This is a genomic window from Pseudomonas sp. F-14 TE3623 (assembly GCF_053629015.1).
In genome coordinates, this window is the sequence record NZ_JBRJHM010000001.1 from 6,759,103 (window position 1) to 6,774,487 (window position 15,385).

The window sequence follows — 15,385 nt, forward strand, 5'->3', positions numbered from 1 at the left end:
CAGCGCCCACAAAAAAGCGAAGCCAGATTACGGGCTTCGCTTTTTTTTATTACTTACTGGACAGCAGCTTTTTTAGAACGGGATATCGTCATCAAAGCTGTCGAAATCCGGAGCCGGCTGCGGAGCGGCCTGCTGTGGAGCTGGTGCCTGGCGCGACTGTTGCGGTGCCGACTGCTGTGGACGCGGAGCCTGTTGGCGTGGGGCCGGGGCGGACTGCTGGTAGTTATTGCCCCCGCCTTGTTGGTCACCCTGCTGTGGACGGCCGCCCAACAATTGCATGGTGCCTTGCATGTCGACCACGATTTCAGTGGTGTAACGCTTGATACCGTCTTTTTCCCACTCGCGGGTTTGCAGCTTGCCTTCGATGTACACCTGCGAACCTTTGCGCAGGTATTCGCCGGCAATTTCGGCAACCTTGCCGAACATCGACACACGGTGCCATTCGGTCTTCTCGACCTTCTGACCGGTTTGCTTGTCGGTCCACTGTTCGCTGGTCGCCAGACTCAGGTTGGTCACGGCGTTACCGTTAGGCAAGTAGCGAACTTCGGGATCCTGGCCGCAAGTGCCGACCAATATGACTTTGTTAACCCCACGGGCCATAACGTTCTCCTAGGCTACGCACGCTGCCCCGGCCGGGTTGTTCACCAGGCGCTCAAGGGTGGTGCGATCCAATAGTTCTGTGTCCAATTTGATGTAAATCGCCGCTTCATCTTCGACGATCACTGCATCTGTTACCCCTACGACGGCCTTCAGGCGCTCGACCAGACCCGCTTCGCGGATCGCCTCGGGCGACAACGGCAAGCGCAGGCTCGTGACGTAAGGTGGTTCGCGCATGGTAACAGCAAAGGCCAGCCAGAGGGCAGCCAGGCCGGCGCATCCGAGGAATACAACCGACAAACCGCCGTGCTGGAACATCCAGCCGCCGAGGATCCCGCCCAGTGCCGAACCGAGGAACTGACTGGTGGAATAAACCCCCATCGCTGTGCCCTTGCCGCCTGCCGGTGAAACTTTGCTGATCAGCGACGGCAAAGAGGCTTCCAGCAGATTGAACGCGGTGAAGAACACTACCGTACCAATCACCAGAGCCCGCAAGCTATCGCCGAACTGCCAGAAGAATAGCTCAGTGAGCATCAGCGTCAGCACTGCGCCCAATAAAACTCGTTTCATTTTGCGTCTCTTCTCGCCGTAGATAATGAACGGGATCATGGCGAAGAAGGAAATCAGCAACGCGGTCAGGTACACCCACCAGTGCTGCTCTTTAGGCAGCCCGGCTTTTTCGACCAGGGCCAGGGGCAATGCAACGAAGCTCGACATCAACATCGCGTGCAACACAAAAATGCCCAGGTCCAGGCGCAGCAGGTCCGGGTGCTTGAGCGTCGGTATCAGCGCCTGGCGCGCGACGCCGGACTCGCGGTGCTGCAACGGCCCGGTTGCGCGCGGCACCATGAACATCACAATGACGATGCCGACCAGCGCCATGCCTCCGGTGGCGAAGAACAACCCGGACAGACCGAAGACACGGGTCAGCAATGGTCCTACAACCATGGCGACAGCGAACGACAGACCAATCGTCATGCCGATCATGGCCATGGCTTTGGTCCGATGCTGTTCCCGGGTCAGGTCTGACAGCAACGCCATGACCGCCGCGGAAATCGCCCCTGCGCCTTGCAGGATGCGTCCGGCAATGACGCCCCAGATCGAATCGGCATTGGCCGCCAGCACGCTCCCCAGGGCGAAGATGATCAGCCCCAGGTAAATCACCGGACGACGACCGATGCGGTCGGAAATGAAGCCAAAAGGAATCTGAAAGATCGCCTGGGTCAGGCCGTAAGCGCCAATCGCCAACCCGATGAGGGCCGGGGTCGCTCCTGCCAGGTCCATCCCATAGGTCGCCAGAACCGGCAACACCATGAACATGCCAAGCATACGGAAGGCGAACACCAGGGCCAGACCGCTTGCTGCGCGGGTCTCACTGCCACTCATGCGTTCGCTGTGGGGATCGTGCATGGAAAAACCTCATGTGAACCGGCGGCGATTCTACCAGTCCCATCGATTGACGGGGTATATCGCGACGCTATGACGCGCACAGATGACGCAGTCTTCATGCAAGGCTGCGCGCCCCGCATTTGATAGTGTGCATCCATCCAGTATTTGGCCGTATACTCCTACGTTTTCGACGCCCGCCGAGCGAGGCCACTTTGGACAAGATCCTGATTCGTGGGGCCCGAACCCACAACCTGAAGAACATCGACCTGACCCTGCCACGGGACAAACTGATCGTTATCACCGGCCTGTCCGGATCCGGCAAGTCGTCCCTGGCCTTTGACACGCTGTACGCCGAAGGCCAGCGCCGTTATGTCGAATCGCTGTCGGCCTACGCCCGGCAGTTCCTGTCGATGATGGAAAAACCTGACGTCGACACCATTGAAGGTCTGTCGCCAGCGATCTCCATCGAACAGAAGTCGACCTCGCACAACCCCCGCTCGACGGTTGGCACCATTACCGAAATCTACGACTACCTGCGCCTGCTCTACGCTCGCGTCGGTATTCCGCGCTGCCCGGACCACGACATTCCGCTGGAAGCCCAGACCGTCAGCCAGATGGTCGACCTGGTGCTGGCACAACCGGAGGGCAGCAAACTGATGCTGCTGGCCCCGGTGATTCGCGAGCGCAAAGGCGAACATCTTTCGGTCTTCGAAGAGCTGCGCGCCCAGGGTTTTGTGCGGGCCAGGGTCAACGGCAGGCTCTGCGAGCTGGACGAGTTGCCGAAGCTGGATAAACAGAAGAAGCACTCGATCGATGTCATGGTCGACCGCTTCAAGGTCCGCGCCGATCTGCAACAGCGTTTGGCTGAGTCGTTCGAGACTGCGTTGAAACTGGCGGACGGTATCGCTCTGGTGGCGCCAATGGACGACGAGCCCGGCGAAGAAATCATCTTCTCCGCGCGCTTCGCCTGCCCGATCTGCGGTCATGCCATCAGCGAGCTGGAACCCAAGCTGTTTTCCTTCAACAACCCGGCTGGCGCTTGCCCGACGTGCGATGGCTTGGGTGTTAAGCAGTTTTTCGATATCAAGCGATTGGTGAATGGCGAACTGACGCTGGCGGAAGGCGCTATTCGCGGCTGGGACAGGCGCAACGTCTATTACTTCCAGATGCTCGGGTCGCTGGCCTCGCACTACAAGTTCAGCCTTGAAGTGCCGTTCAACGACCTGCCGGCCGATCAGCAGAAATTCATCCTGCATGGCAGTGGCTCGCAGAACGTCGACTTCAAATACCTGAACGACCGTGGCGACATCGTCAAACGTTCGCACCCGTTCGAAGGCATCGTGCCGAACCTGGAACGCCGCTACCGCGAAACCGAATCGGCTTCGGTCCGTGAAGAGCTGGCCAAATTCCTCAGCACCCAGCCCTGCCCGGATTGCCGCGGCACCCGTCTGCGTCGCGAGGCGCGGCACGTATGGGTTGGCGAGAAGACTTTGCCGGCGGTGACTAATCTGCCGATCGGCGACGCCTGTGAATATTTCGGCGTGCTGAAACTGACTGGTCGCCGTGGCGAGATCGCCGACAAGATTCTCAAGGAAATCCGCGAGCGGCTGCAGTTCCTGGTCAACGTCGGCCTGGACTATCTGTCACTGGATCGCAGTGCCGACACGCTGTCCGGCGGCGAAGCCCAGCGGATTCGCCTGGCCAGTCAGATTGGCGCCGGCCTGGTGGGGGTTCTGTACATCCTCGATGAGCCATCGATCGGTCTGCATCAAAGGGACAACGACCGGTTGCTGGGCACCCTCAAGCACCTGCGGGACATTGGCAACACGGTGATCGTGGTCGAGCACGACGAAGACGCGATTCGTCTGGCCGATTATGTGGTGGATATCGGCCCGGGCGCAGGTGTGCACGGTGGACATATCGTCGCCGAAGGTACCCCGGCCGAGGTTATGGCTCACCCTGATTCGCTGACCGGCAAGTACCTTTCGGGTCGGGTAAAGATCGCAGTTCCAGCCAAACGCACGCCGCGTAACAAGAAGCTGTCGTTGGCCCTCAAAGGCGCTCGCGGTAACAATTTGCGCAATGTCGATCTGGAGATTCCGATCGGTCTGCTGACCTGCGTGACCGGTGTGTCCGGCTCAGGCAAATCGACGCTGATCAACAACACACTGTTTCCTTTGAGCGCTACCGCACTCAATGGGGCAACAACCCTGGAAGCTGCAGCTCACGAGAGCATCAAAGGCCTGGAACATCTGGATAAAGTCGTCGACATTGACCAGAGCCCGATCGGTCGTACGCCGCGCTCCAACCCGGCGACCTACACCGGGCTGTTCACGCCGATACGCGAACTGTTCGCCGGTGTGCCGGAATCCCGCTCCCGCGGTTATGGGCCGGGGCGTTTCTCCTTCAACGTGAAGGGCGGACGCTGCGAAGCCTGTCAGGGCGATGGCCTGATCAAGGTGGAAATGCACTTCCTGCCGGACATTTATGTCCCTTGCGACGTCTGCAAGAGCAAGCGCTACAACCGCGAGACGCTGGAGATCAAGTACAAGGGCAAGAGCATCCACGAAACCCTCGAGATGACCATCGAGGAAGCCCGGGTGTTCTTCGACGCGGTTCCAGCCTTGGCGCGCAAGCTTCAGACGCTGATGGACGTAGGCCTTTCCTACATCAAGCTGGGGCAATCGGCGACGACGCTGTCCGGCGGTGAAGCCCAGCGGGTGAAACTGTCTCGCGAGCTGTCCAAGCGCGATACCGGCAAGACCCTGTACATCCTCGATGAGCCGACCACCGGCCTGCACTTTGCGGATATCCAACAGCTGCTCGACGTGTTGCATCGTCTGCGCGACCACGGCAATACCGTGGTGGTGATCGAGCACAACCTTGATGTGATCAAGACCGCCGACTGGTTGGTGGACCTGGGGCCGGAAGGTGGTTCCAAAGGCGGCCAGATCATTGCCGTCGGTACACCGGAGGAAGTGTCGGAGATGAAGCAGTCTCACACTGGCTTCTATCTCAAACCATTGCTGGCTCGCGACAGAGCCTGAATCAGGGCCACGAAAAAGCCCCTGTCACTTCATCGGTGACAGGGGCTTTTTCGTACGCGCCTACAACAGCATCAGAACTGCGATTGCAGGTAATTTTCCAGACCAATCAGCTTGATCAGACCCAGCTGCTTCTCGAGCCAGTAGGTGTGATCTTCTTCGGTATCGGCCAGCTGAATACGCAGGATCTCGCGGCTGACGTAATCCTTGTGCAGTTCGCAAAGCTCGATGCCTTTGCAGAGAGCTGCACGAACTTTGTATTCCAGACGCAGGTCAGCGGCGAGCATGTCAGGCACGGTGGTGCCGACATCCAGATCGTCCGGACGCATACGCGGGGTGCCTTCGAGCATGAGGATCCGACGCATCAGGGCGTCAGCGTGTTGCGCCTCTTCTTCCATCTCGTGGTTGATACGTTCGTAGAGCTCGGTGAAACCCCAGTCCTCGTACATCCGCGAATGGATGAAATATTGATCACGGGCTGCCAGTTCGCCTGTCAGCAACGTGTTGAGGTAATCGATTACGTCTGGGTGACCTTGCATCGCCCTACATCTCCCTGCTTTAAAGTCTGTAGTTTGAACCAACCTGACCGGAAGGTCACTCGCCCGACGCTATAAAAGCGAAGATATTCTTAGAAAAGCAGCTTAAATAACGCAAAAACCGCCCAAATGAGGGCGGTTCTGCTTATCGTTTAGACTTAGTTAAGCTGTACGTTGAGTGCCTTTGCGATTGCTTCTCCATACGCCGGGTCGGCCTTGAAGAAATGCTGCAATTGGCGATCAACCACATCGCTGGAAACTCCTGCCATTGCGCCGGCAATGTTGTTGATCAGCAGGTTTTTCTGCTCCTCGCTCATCAAACGGAACAACGCACCGGCGTGGCTGTAGTAGTCGGTGTCTTCGCGATGATCGTAACGATCAGCCGCGCCGCTCAAGGCCAAAGCAGGTTCCGCGTAGCGCGGTGCCTGTTTCGGTGATTCTACGTAACTGTTCGGCTCATAGTTCGGCGCTGCGCCGCCATTGGCGCCAAACGCCATGGAGCCGTCGCGCTGGTAAGTGTTGACCGGGCTGCGAGGCGCGTTCACCGGCAGTTGCTGGTGATTGGTCCCCACACGGTACCGGTGGGCATCAGCGTAAGCGAATACACGACCTTGGAGCATGCGGTCAGGCGACAGACCGACACCCGGGACCATATTGCTCGGACCGAACGCCGCCTGCTCGACTTCAGCGAAGTAGTTCAGCGGATTGCGGTTGAGTTCAAGCTCACCCACCTCGATCAATGGGAACTCTTTCTGCGACCAGGTTTTGGTCACGTCAAACGGGTTCTCGTAATGAGCCTCGGCTTGGGCCTCGGTCATGATTTGGATATTGACACTCCATTTCGGGAAATCACCGCGCTCAATGGCGCCGAACAGGTCACGTTGCGCGTAGTCCGGATCGGTACCCGCCAGGCGCGCTGCTTCTGCCGGAGCGAGGTTCTTGATCCCTTGCTTGGTTTTGTAGTGCCACTTCACCCAGTGACGCTCGCCATTGGCGTTAATCAGGCTGTAGGTGTGGCTACCAAAGCCGTGCATGTGGCGATAGCCGTCAGGGATGCCACGGTCCGAGAACAGAATGGTGACCTGGTGCAACGCCTCAGGCGAATGCGACCAGAAATCCCACATCATCTGCGCGCTTTTCAGGTTGCTTTGCGGCAGGCGCTTCTGGGTATGAATAAAGTCAGGGAATTTCAGCGGATCACGGATGAAGAACACCGGCGTGTTGTTACCGACGATGTCCCAGTTGCCTTCCTCTGTGTAGAACTTCAGGGCAAAACCGCGTGGATCACGCTCGGTGTCGGCCGAACCGCGTTCGCCGCCCACAGTAGAGAACCGCAGGAAGGTCGGGGTTTGTTTGCCGACGGACTCAAACAGCTTGGCACTGGTGTACTGAGTGATGTCGCGAGTCACGGTGAACGTACCGTAGGCACCCGAACCTTTGGCGTGCACACGACGCTCAGGGATGTTTTCACGGTTGAAATGAGCAAGCTTCTCGATCAGGTGAAAATCGTCGAGCAGCAAAGGGCCACGAGGGCCGGCGGAGCGGGAATTCTGGTTGTCGGCGACAGGAGCGCCACTGGCGGTCGTAAGCGTGCTGTTCTGGCTCATGCGATCTCATCCTCTGTCAGTTTTGGAACTGCCGGCTAATCGGCGTGGGAGGGAGTATTGACCATCAATCATGACACCTACAAATTCATTAATTTGCAGACATCAATAGAAAAATACTACCAACAATCCCCCCTCATATACTGAAGGCATGAACCGCAAGGAAGCTTGTACAAACAGTGCATTTCTTACACGCACAAAAAACCGGGCACTAGGCCCGGTTCTTTGTTTCAGACTGACGTCTTACTCAGCGGATACAGCTTCACCGCCGACAGGACGATCAACCAACTCGACGTACGCCATAGGCGCGTTGTCGCCAGTGCGGAAGCCGCACTTGAGGATGCGCAGATAGCCACCCTCACGGGTAGCGTAACGCTTGCCCAGGTCGTTGAAGAGCTTACCAACGATAGCCTTCGAACGAGTACGGTCGAAAGCCAGACGGCGGTTAGCCAGGCTGTCTGTCTTGGCCAAAGTGATCAGCGGCTCAGCAACGCGGCGCAGTTCTTTGGCTTTTGGCAGTGTAGTTTTGATCAGCTCGTGCTCGAACAGCGACACCGCCATGTTTTGAAACATGGCCTTGCGGTGCGAGCTGGTGCGGCTCAGGTGACGACCACTTTTACGATGACGCATGGTTCATTCCTTACCAAACACAACGTTCGGTGATTACGACGATCAGGCAGTCGCCTTGTCGTCCTTCTTAAGACTTGCAGGCGGCCAGTTGTCGAGGCGCATGCCGAGGGACAGACCGCGGGAGGCCAGAACGTCCTTGATTTCAGTCAAGGATTTCTTGCCAAGGTTCGGAGTCTTCAACAGCTCTACTTCGGTACGCTGAATCAGGTCACCGATGTAGTAGATGTTTTCCGCCTTAAGGCAGTTAGCCGAACGTACAGTCAGTTCCAGATCGTCAACCGGGCGAAGCAGGATCGGATCGATCTCGTCTTCCTGCTCGACAACCACTGGCTCACTGTCACCTTTGAGATCGACGAACGCAGCCAACTGCTGTTGCAGAATGGTTGCAGCACGGCGGATAGCCTCTTCAGGATCCAGGGTACCGTTGGTTTCCAGATCAATAACCAGCTTGTCCAGGTTAGTACGCTGTTCGACACGGGCGTTTTCCACCACGTATGCGATACGGCGAACCGGGCTGAACGAAGAGTCAAGCTGCAAGCGACCGATGCTGCGGCTTTCGTCTTCATCGCTCTGACGCGAGTCTGCCGGTTCATAACCACGACCACGAGCTACGGTGAGCTTCATGTTCAGGGCGCCGTTAGACGCCAGGTTAGCGATTACGTGATCGGGGTTAACGATCTCGACATCATGATCCAGCTGAATATCGGCAGCGGTAACCACCCCCGAACCCTTCTTCGACAAGGCCAGCGTAACTTCGTCTCGACCGTGCAGCTTGATAGCCAGACCTTTAAGGTTCAACAGGATTTCAATTACGTCTTCCTGTACACCTTCGATGGCGCTGTACTCGTGGAGCACACCGTCAATCTCGGCCTCGACTACTGCACAGCCGGGCATTGAGGACAACAGGATGCGGCGCAGCGCGTTGCCCAGGGTGTGGCCGAAACCACGCTCGAGAGGCTCGAGAGTGATCTTGGCGCGGGTTGGACTGACAACCTGCACATCAATATGGCGGGGTGTCAGGAACTCATTTACCGAAATCTGCATGGATGCACCTATTTTCTAGCCCTTACTTGGAGTAGAGCTCGACAATCAGGCTTTCGTTGATGTCGGCGGACAGATCACTGCGAGCTGGAACGTTCTTGAAAACGCCCGACTTCTTCTCAGTGTCTACTTCTACCCATTCTACGCGGCCACGTTGGGCACACAGATCGAGAGCTTGGACAATGCGAAGTTGGTTCTTTGCTTTCTCGCGAACTGCGACCACGTCACCAGCACGAACCTGGTAAGACGGAACGTTTACGGTCTGACCGTTAACGCTGATCGACTTGTGCGATACCAGCTGACGGGATTCGGCACGAGTAGAGCCAAAACCCATACGGTATACAACGTTGTCCAGACGGCATTCGAGCAGTTGCAACAGGTTTTCGCCAGTTGCACCTTTCTTGCCAGCAGCTTCTTTGTAGTAGCCGCTGAATTGACGCTCGAGAACGCCGTAGATACGACGGACCTTCTGCTTTTCACGCAGTTGGGTGCCGTAATCGGACTGGCGACCGCGGCGTTGGCCGTGGATACCAGGTGCTGCTTCGATGTTGCACTTCGATTCGATCGCGCGCACGCCGCTCTTCAGAAAGAGATCGGTGCCTTCGCGACGAGCGAGTTTGCATTTTGGACCAATGTAACGAGCCATTCTTTACAATCTCCTGGATTACACGCGGCGCTTCTTCGGCGGACGGCACCCGTTGTGCGGGATTGGCGTCACGTCGGTGATGCTGGCGATCTTGTAGCCACAGCCGTTCAAAGCGCGGACTGCAGATTCACGACCTGGGCCTGGACCTTTGACGTTAACGTCGAGGTTTTTCAGGCCGTATTCCAGCGCAGCTTGACCAGCACGTTCAGCAGCTACTTGAGCAGCAAACGGGGTGGACTTGCGGGAACCGCGGAAACCCGAACCACCGGAGGTAGCCCAGGAAAGAGCGTTGCCTTGACGGTCGGTGATGGTCACGATTGTGTTGTTAAAAGAAGCATGGATGTGGGCGATGCCATCAACCACTGTCTTTTTAACTTTTTTACGAGGACGAGCAGCAGGTTTAGCCATGATTAATTTCCTGTCGATTCGCTGGGGCGATTACTTGCGGATCGGCTTACGCGGACCTTTACGGGTACGCGCGTTAGTCTTGGTACGCTGACCGCGCACTGGAAGACCACGACGATGACGCAGACCGCGATAGCAACCGAGGTCCATCAAACGCTTGATTTTCATGTTGATTTCGCGACGCAGGTCACCTTCAGTGGTGAACTTCGCCACTTCGCCACGCAGCTGTTCAATCTGCTCGTCGCTCAGATCTTTGATCTTTGCGGCTGGGTTTACCCCAGTCACTGCACAAATTTTCTGTGCAGTAGTGCGACCAACACCATAGATGTAGGTCAGCGAGATAACAGTATGCTTGTTATCTGGAATGTTAACGCCTGCAATACGGGCCATTCAGTGGGACTCCAATTGACAGCTACCTACGCCCCGGAAGCCAAGAAATAGGGCGCGAGATAATATCGCTGTAATAACAAATAATCAACCCGGCAGCGCACTAGCTGCCGGGCTTGAAGCACAATCACACTCAGCCTTGGCGCTGTTTGTGACGCGGTTCCGCGCTGCAAATTACTCGAACAACACCTTCGCGGCGAATAATCTTGCAGTTACGGCACAGCTTTTTCACCGATGCACGAACTTTCATCACCAACTCCTCGAACCTTATGGGTACTCAGCGCAACATGCCGCTGCCGTAACCCTTCAGGTTGGCTTTCTTCATCAGGGATTCGTACTGGTGCGAAACGAGGTGCGATTGTACTTGAGACATGAAGTCCATCACAACCACGACCACGATCAGCAACGAGGTCCCGCCAAGGTAGAACGGAACGTTTGCTGCAACCACCAGGAACTGGGGCAGCAGGCACACGGCCGTCATATATAGAGCACCGAACAGGGTCAAACGAGTCAGAACGCCATCAATGTAGCGCGCAGACTGCTCACCTGGACGGATGCCCGGAATAAAGGCACCGGACTTCTTCAGGTTTTCCGCTACGTCTTTCGGATTGAACATCAACGCCGTATAGAAGAAGCAGAAGAAAATAATCCCTGCACTAAACAGCAGAATATTCAACGGCTGACCAGGAGCGATCGACTGCGAGATGTCCTGCAGCCAGCCCATACCTTCAGACTGACCAAACCAGGTACCCAACGAAGCCGGGAACAGCAAAATGCTGCTCGCGAAAATGGCTGGAATAACACCGGCCATATTCACCTTCAACGGCAAGTGGCTAGTCTGCGCAGCAAAGACCTTACGGCCTTGCTGACGCTTGGCGTAATGAACAGCAATACGACGCTGACCACGCTCAATGAACACCACGAAACCGATAATCGCTACTGCCAGCAAACCGATGGCAACCAAGGCAAAAATGTTGATATCACCCTGACGCGCAGACTCGAAAGACTGCCCGATCGCTCTCGGAAGACCGGCGACGATACCTGCGAATATCAACATCGAGATACCGTTGCCAACACCACGCTCAGTAATCTGCTCACCCAGCCACATCATGAACATCGCACCAGCCACAAAAGTGGATACCGCGACGAAATGGAAGCCAAAGTCACCAGTGAACGAAACGCCCTGCCCCGCCAGACCAATGGACATGCCAATTGCCTGAACGAGAGCGAGGACGACAGTGCCGTAGCGGGTGTACTGAGCGATCTTGCGACGCCCAGCTTCACCTTCCTTCTTCAACTGTTCCAGCTGCGGGCTGACGGCGGTCATCAGCTGCATGATGATCGATGCCGAAATGTACGGCATGATCCCCAGTGCAAAGATGCTCATCCGTTCCAGCGCGCCGCCGGAAAACATGTTGAACAAGCTAAGAATGGTCCCCTCATTCTGTCGAAACAGGTCCGCGAGTCGGTCCGGGTTGATACCTGGAACCGGGATGTGTGCGCCTATTCGGTAGACGATAATCGCCAAGAATAGAAAACGCAGACGAGCCCAGAGTTCAGACATACCGCCTTTGCCGAGCGCAGAGAGAGCACCTTGCTTAGCCATTTATTCCTCGAACTTGCCGCCAGCTGCTTCGATAGCCGCACGCGCACCTTTGGTGGCGCCGATTCCCTTTCCGATGGTAACAGCGCGAGTAACTTCGCCGGACAGCATGATTTTCACACGCTGTACGTTGACGTTGATCACGTTGGCATCTTTCAGGGACTGCACGGTGACGATGTCGCCTTCCACTTTAGCCAGTTCGGACAAACGCACTTCTGCGCGATCCATGGCTTTCAGGGAAACGAAACCGAACTTCGGCAGGCGACGATGCAGCGGCTGTTGACCGCCTTCAAAGCCTGGAGCAATGGTGCCACCGGAGCGGGAGGACTGACCTTTGTGGCCACGGCCACCGGTCTTGCCCAAACCACTACCGATACCACGGCCCGGACGATGCTTTTCGCGACGGGAACCCGGCGCTGGACTCAGATCATTGAGTTTCATCGATTAACCCTCGACACGCAGCATGTAGTAAGCCTTGTTGATCATCCCGCGATTCTCGGGAGTATCAAGTACTTCTACAGTGTGACCGATGCGACGCAGACCCAGACCCTTAACGCACAGTTTGTGGTTAGGGATGCGGCCGGTCATGCTTTTGATCAGCGTAACTTTAACGGTAGCCATGATCAGAAGATCTCCTTGACGCTTTTGCCACGCTTGGCGGCAATGGATTCAGGAGACTGCATAGCTTTCAAACCTTTGAAAGTGGCGTGAACCACGTTTACCGGGTTAGTCGAGCCGTAGCACTTGGCCAGAACGTTCTGAACGCCAGCAACTTCGAGGACAGCACGCATAGCGCCGCCAGCGATGATACCGGTACCTTCAGAAGCAGGCTGCATGTACACCTTCGAAGCGCCATGGGCGGACTTCATTGCGTACTGCAGAGTGGTGCCGTTCAGATCAACTTGGATCATGTTGCGGCGAGCAGCTTCCATTGCCTTCTGGATCGCAGCAGGCACTTCACGCGACTTGCCACGGCCGAAGCCAACACGCCCTTTACCATCACCAACCACGGTCAACGCGGTGAAAGTGAAGATACGGCCGCCTTTAACGGTTTTGGCTACGCGGTTAACTTGAACCAGCTTCTCGATGTAGCCTTCGTCGCGCTTTTGGTCGTTATTTGACATAACTTAGAACTCCAGCCCAGCTTCACGAGCAGCATCAGCCAGCGCCTTGACGCGGCCGTGGTACTTGAAGCCAGAGCGGTCGAAAGCCACCTGCGAGACGCCAGCGGCTTTAGCACGCGTAGCGACCAGCTGGCCAACCTTAGTGGCCGCGTCGATGTTGCCAGTGGCCCCATCACGCAGTTCTTTATCCAAAGTCGAGGCACTTGCCAGGACTTTGTTGCCGTCGGCCGAAATGACCTGGGCGTAGATGTGCTGCGACGAGCGGAACACGCAGAGACGCACGACTTCGAGTTCGTGCATTTTCAGGCGTGCTTTGCGAGCGCGACGCAGTCGAGTAACTTTTTTGTCGGTCATTTGCTATGCCCTACTTCTTCTTGGCTTCTTTACGACGGACGACTTCGTCCGCGTAGCGCACACCTTTGCCTTTGTACGGCTCTGGTGGACGGAAGTCGCGGATCTCGGCGGCCACTTGACCTACCAGCTGCTTATCGATGCCCTTGATCAGGATATCGGTCTGGCTAGGAGTCTCAGCGGTGATGCCTTCCGGCAGTTCATAATCCACTGGGTGCGAGAAGCCAAGAGCCAGGTTCAGCACTGTGCCTTTTGCTTGCGCTTTGTAACCAACACCGACCAGCTGGAGCTTGCGCTCGAAGCCTTGGCTTACGCCTTGGACCATGTTGTTAACCAACGCACGAGTGGTACCAGCCATTGCGCGAGTCTGTTGATCGCCATTGCGAGCAGCAAAACGCAGCTCACCAGCTTCTTCAACAATCTCAACGGACGAATGGATGTTCAGTTCGAGAGTACCCTTGGCACCCTTCACCGAAAGCTGTTGGCCTGCGAATTTGACTTCGACACCGGCTGGCAGCTTAACGGGGTTCTTAGCGACGCGTGACATGCTTATCCCCCCTTAGAACACAGTGCAAAGAACTTCGCCGCCGACACCGGCAGCGCGCGCAGCACGATCCGTCATCACACCTTTGTTGGTGGAGACGATAGACACACCGAGACCGCCACGAACTTTTGGCAGATCATCGACGGACTTGTACTGACGCAGGCCTGGACGGCTAACGCGCTTCACTTCTTCGATGACCGGACGGCCTTCGAAGTACTTCAGCTCGATGGACAGCAGTGGTTTGATTTCGCTGCTGATCTGATAACCCGCAATGTAACCTTCGTCCTTCAGGACTTTGGCAACAGCTACCTTCAAAGTAGAAGATGGCATGCTTACGACGGACTTTTCAGCCATCTGGGCATTACGGATTCGAGTTAGCATGTCCGCTAACGGGTCCTGCATACTCATGGGCTAGACGCTCCTAATACAAAAAAATTAGCCTTGCGGCTACTACTTGTCGCCGAGGACATCCATGCAAAAAAAGCACGGGCTCAGGCGAGCCGGGTATTCTAGACACACCCCACAAATGAATCAAGCCCCAATAGGGGCTTGATTCAAGTTCAAGGTCACCGATGGTCAGGATCTTGCGATCCCGAGCACCGAGACTTTGATAGTGCTTACCAGCTGGCTTTAACCAGACCAGGTACGTCACCACGCATAGCAGCTTCACGCAGTTTGTTACGGCCGAGGCCGAACTTGCGGTAAACGCCGTGTGGACGACCGGTCAGGCGGCAGCGGTTACGCATGCGCGAAGCGCTTGCGTCACGTGGCTGCTTCTGCAGAGCTACTGTAGCTTCCCAACGCGCTTCTGGACTTGCGTTCAGATCAACGATGATAGCTTTCAGTGCTGCACGCTTTTTGGCGTACTTGGCAACCGTGAGCTGACGCTTCAGCTCGCGGTTTTTCATGCTCATCTTGGCCATTTTCCTACTCCAATCAGTTGCGGAACGGGAATTTGAAAGCGCGCAGCAGAGCGCGACCTTCATCATCGTTCTTGGCAGTGGTGGTCAGGGTAATGTCCAGACCGCGGAGAGCATCGATCTTGTCGTAGTCGATTTCCGGGAAGATGATCTGCTCTTTAACGCCCATGCTGTAGTTACCACGACCATCGAAGGACTTGGCATTCAGGCCGCGGAAGTCGCGAACCCGAGGCAGGGAGATCGACAGCAGACGATCCAGGAATTCGTACATACGCTCACGGCGCAGAGTCACTTTGACGCCGATCGGCCAACCTTCACGGACTTTAAAGCCAGCGATGGATTTCCGAGCGTAAGTCACAACGACTTTCTGACCGGTGATCTTTTCCAGGTCGGCAACAGCGTGCTCGATGACTTTTTTGTCACCGACCGCTTCGCCCAGACCCATGTTCAGGGTGATTTTGGTAACGCGTGGAACTTCCATCACGTTCGAAAGCTTAAGTTCTTCCTTAAGCTTCGGTGCGATTTCCTTCCAGTAAATCTCTTTTAGTCGTGCCATGGTCTTCT

The 15,385-nt window shown here is 56.2% G+C and carries 20 protein-coding genes; 1 reads left to right on the top strand and 19 read right to left on the bottom strand.

What is annotated here, in order from left to right:
- Positions 1-72 precede the first annotated feature (72 nt).
- Together AB7M29_RS31275 and AB7M29_RS31280 are read right to left on the bottom strand one after the other, a co-directional pair.
- The gene (locus tag AB7M29_RS31275; RefSeq protein WP_016969466.1) at positions 73-600 is read right to left on the bottom strand and encodes a single-stranded DNA-binding protein; all 528 of its coding nucleotides are present in this window, start codon (positions 598-600) and stop codon (positions 73-75) included.
- Positions 601-609: 9 nt separating this feature from the next.
- On the bottom strand, positions 610-2,007 hold the full coding sequence (locus AB7M29_RS31280) for an MFS transporter (protein ID WP_217858217.1): 1,398 nt from the start codon (positions 2,005-2,007) through the stop codon (positions 610-612).
- 191 nt (positions 2,008-2,198) lie between these two features.
- Here AB7M29_RS31280 and uvrA point away from each other — a divergent pair, with 191 nt between their 5' ends.
- Positions 2,199-5,033, top strand: coding sequence for an excinuclease ABC subunit UvrA (uvrA, locus tag AB7M29_RS31285; RefSeq protein ID WP_454248682.1), 2,835 nt, complete (start codon positions 2,199-2,201; stop codon positions 5,031-5,033).
- 71 nt (positions 5,034-5,104) lie between these two features.
- Here uvrA and bfr read toward each other — a convergent pair whose 3' ends face one another.
- From bfr to rplE, 17 genes are all read right to left on the bottom strand, one after another.
- Entirely contained in the window at positions 5,105-5,569 is a 465-nt protein-coding gene (gene bfr / locus AB7M29_RS31290; protein ID WP_123359019.1) for a bacterioferritin, read from the bottom strand.
- A gap of 155 nt (positions 5,570-5,724) precedes the next feature.
- A complete protein-coding gene (locus AB7M29_RS31295) occupies positions 5,725-7,173 on the bottom strand; it encodes a catalase (protein WP_217858218.1) in 1,449 nt (482 codons plus the stop codon).
- Positions 7,174-7,413: 240 nt separating this feature from the next.
- A complete protein-coding gene (gene rplQ / locus AB7M29_RS31300; RefSeq protein WP_007896790.1) occupies positions 7,414-7,800 on the bottom strand; it encodes a 50S ribosomal protein L17 in 387 nt (128 codons plus the stop codon).
- Positions 7,801-7,842: 42 nt separating this feature from the next.
- A complete protein-coding gene (locus AB7M29_RS31305; protein WP_454248683.1) occupies positions 7,843-8,844 on the bottom strand; it encodes a DNA-directed RNA polymerase subunit alpha in 1,002 nt (333 codons plus the stop codon).
- Between the two features lie 22 nt (positions 8,845-8,866).
- Positions 8,867-9,487 (bottom strand): 30S ribosomal protein S4, encoded by a 621-nt coding sequence (gene rpsD / locus AB7M29_RS31310; protein WP_003176404.1) that lies wholly within the window; start codon positions 9,485-9,487, stop codon positions 8,867-8,869.
- A gap of 18 nt (positions 9,488-9,505) precedes the next feature.
- A complete protein-coding gene (gene rpsK / locus AB7M29_RS31315) occupies positions 9,506-9,895 on the bottom strand; it encodes a 30S ribosomal protein S11 (protein WP_002555466.1) in 390 nt (129 codons plus the stop codon).
- Between the two features lie 30 nt (positions 9,896-9,925).
- On the bottom strand, positions 9,926-10,282 hold the full coding sequence (gene rpsM, locus AB7M29_RS31320; protein WP_003186020.1) for a 30S ribosomal protein S13: 357 nt from the start codon (positions 10,280-10,282) through the stop codon (positions 9,926-9,928).
- 130 nt (positions 10,283-10,412) lie between these two features.
- Complete coding sequence (gene rpmJ, locus AB7M29_RS31325) at positions 10,413-10,529, bottom strand: 50S ribosomal protein L36 (RefSeq protein WP_002555468.1); 117 nt, start codon at positions 10,527-10,529, stop codon at positions 10,413-10,415.
- 27 nt (positions 10,530-10,556) lie between these two features.
- Entirely contained in the window at positions 10,557-11,885 is a 1,329-nt protein-coding gene (secY, locus tag AB7M29_RS31330; protein WP_008073883.1) for a preprotein translocase subunit SecY, read from the bottom strand.
- Complete coding sequence (gene rplO, locus AB7M29_RS31335) at positions 11,886-12,323, bottom strand: 50S ribosomal protein L15 (protein WP_007896782.1); 438 nt, start codon at positions 12,321-12,323, stop codon at positions 11,886-11,888.
- 3 nt (positions 12,324-12,326) lie between these two features.
- Positions 12,327-12,503 carry a 50S ribosomal protein L30 gene (gene rpmD / locus AB7M29_RS31340; RefSeq protein ID WP_003186033.1) on the bottom strand — a complete coding sequence of 59 codons (177 nt, stop codon included), beginning with the start codon at positions 12,501-12,503 and terminating at the stop codon, positions 12,327-12,329.
- 2 nt (positions 12,504-12,505) lie between these two features.
- Positions 12,506-13,006, bottom strand: coding sequence for a 30S ribosomal protein S5 (gene rpsE, locus AB7M29_RS31345; RefSeq protein ID WP_003186035.1), 501 nt, complete (start codon positions 13,004-13,006; stop codon positions 12,506-12,508).
- Between the two features lie 3 nt (positions 13,007-13,009).
- Positions 13,010-13,360 (bottom strand): 50S ribosomal protein L18, encoded by a 351-nt coding sequence (gene rplR / locus AB7M29_RS31350; protein ID WP_003186037.1) that lies wholly within the window; start codon positions 13,358-13,360, stop codon positions 13,010-13,012.
- Positions 13,361-13,370: 10 nt separating this feature from the next.
- The gene (gene rplF, locus AB7M29_RS31355) at positions 13,371-13,904 is read right to left on the bottom strand and encodes a 50S ribosomal protein L6 (RefSeq protein ID WP_003176412.1); all 534 of its coding nucleotides are present in this window, start codon (positions 13,902-13,904) and stop codon (positions 13,371-13,373) included.
- A 12-nt stretch (positions 13,905-13,916) separates the two neighbouring features.
- Positions 13,917-14,309, bottom strand: coding sequence for a 30S ribosomal protein S8 (rpsH, locus tag AB7M29_RS31360; protein ID WP_003186040.1), 393 nt, complete (start codon positions 14,307-14,309; stop codon positions 13,917-13,919).
- A 209-nt stretch (positions 14,310-14,518) separates the two neighbouring features.
- A complete protein-coding gene (rpsN, locus tag AB7M29_RS31365; protein ID WP_003176414.1) occupies positions 14,519-14,824 on the bottom strand; it encodes a 30S ribosomal protein S14 in 306 nt (101 codons plus the stop codon).
- 13 nt (positions 14,825-14,837) lie between these two features.
- On the bottom strand, positions 14,838-15,377 hold the full coding sequence (rplE, locus tag AB7M29_RS31370; RefSeq protein WP_003176415.1) for a 50S ribosomal protein L5: 540 nt from the start codon (positions 15,375-15,377) through the stop codon (positions 14,838-14,840).
- Positions 15,378-15,385 lie beyond the last annotated feature (8 nt).

Bases quoted from the DNA above. Each gene is read 5' to 3' on its own strand.
- AB7M29_RS31275 (WP_016969466.1), bottom strand. From the start codon at position 600: ATGGCCCGTGGGGTTAACAAAGTCATATTGGTCGGCACTTGCGGCCAG.
- AB7M29_RS31280 (WP_217858217.1), bottom strand. From the start codon at position 2,007: ATGCACGATCCCCACAGCGAACGCATGAGTGGCAGTGAGACCCGCGCA.
- bfr (WP_123359019.1), bottom strand. From the start codon at position 5,569: ATGCAAGGTCACCCAGACGTAATCGATTACCTCAACACGTTGCTGACA.
- AB7M29_RS31295 (WP_217858218.1), bottom strand. From the start codon at position 7,173: ATGAGCCAGAACAGCACGCTTACGACCGCCAGTGGCGCTCCTGTCGCC.
- rplQ (WP_007896790.1), bottom strand. From the start codon at position 7,800: ATGCGTCATCGTAAAAGTGGTCGTCACCTGAGCCGCACCAGCTCGCAC.
- AB7M29_RS31305 (WP_454248683.1), bottom strand. From the start codon at position 8,844: ATGCAGATTTCGGTAAATGAGTTCCTGACACCCCGCCATATTGATGTG.
- rpsD (WP_003176404.1), bottom strand. From the start codon at position 9,487: ATGGCTCGTTACATTGGTCCAAAATGCAAACTCGCTCGTCGCGAAGGC.
- rpsK (WP_002555466.1), bottom strand. From the start codon at position 9,895: ATGGCTAAACCTGCTGCTCGTCCTCGTAAAAAAGTTAAAAAGACAGTG.
- rpsM (WP_003186020.1), bottom strand. From the start codon at position 10,282: ATGGCCCGTATTGCAGGCGTTAACATTCCAGATAACAAGCATACTGTT.
- rpmJ (WP_002555468.1), bottom strand. From the start codon at position 10,529: ATGAAAGTTCGTGCATCGGTGAAAAAGCTGTGCCGTAACTGCAAGATT.
- secY (WP_008073883.1), bottom strand. From the start codon at position 11,885: ATGGCTAAGCAAGGTGCTCTCTCTGCGCTCGGCAAAGGCGGTATGTCT.
- rplO (WP_007896782.1), bottom strand. From the start codon at position 12,323: ATGAAACTCAATGATCTGAGTCCAGCGCCGGGTTCCCGTCGCGAAAAG.
- rpmD (WP_003186033.1), bottom strand. From the start codon at position 12,503: ATGGCTACCGTTAAAGTTACGCTGATCAAAAGCATGACCGGCCGCATC.
- rpsE (WP_003186035.1), bottom strand. From the start codon at position 13,006: ATGTCAAATAACGACCAAAAGCGCGACGAAGGCTACATCGAGAAGCTG.
- rplR (WP_003186037.1), bottom strand. From the start codon at position 13,360: ATGACCGACAAAAAAGTTACTCGACTGCGTCGCGCTCGCAAAGCACGC.
- rplF (WP_003176412.1), bottom strand. From the start codon at position 13,904: ATGTCACGCGTCGCTAAGAACCCCGTTAAGCTGCCAGCCGGTGTCGAA.
- rpsH (WP_003186040.1), bottom strand. From the start codon at position 14,309: ATGAGTATGCAGGACCCGTTAGCGGACATGCTAACTCGAATCCGTAAT.
- rpsN (WP_003176414.1), bottom strand. From the start codon at position 14,824: ATGGCCAAGATGAGCATGAAAAACCGCGAGCTGAAGCGTCAGCTCACG.
- rplE (WP_003176415.1), bottom strand. From the start codon at position 15,377: ATGGCACGACTAAAAGAGATTTACTGGAAGGAAATCGCACCGAAGCTT.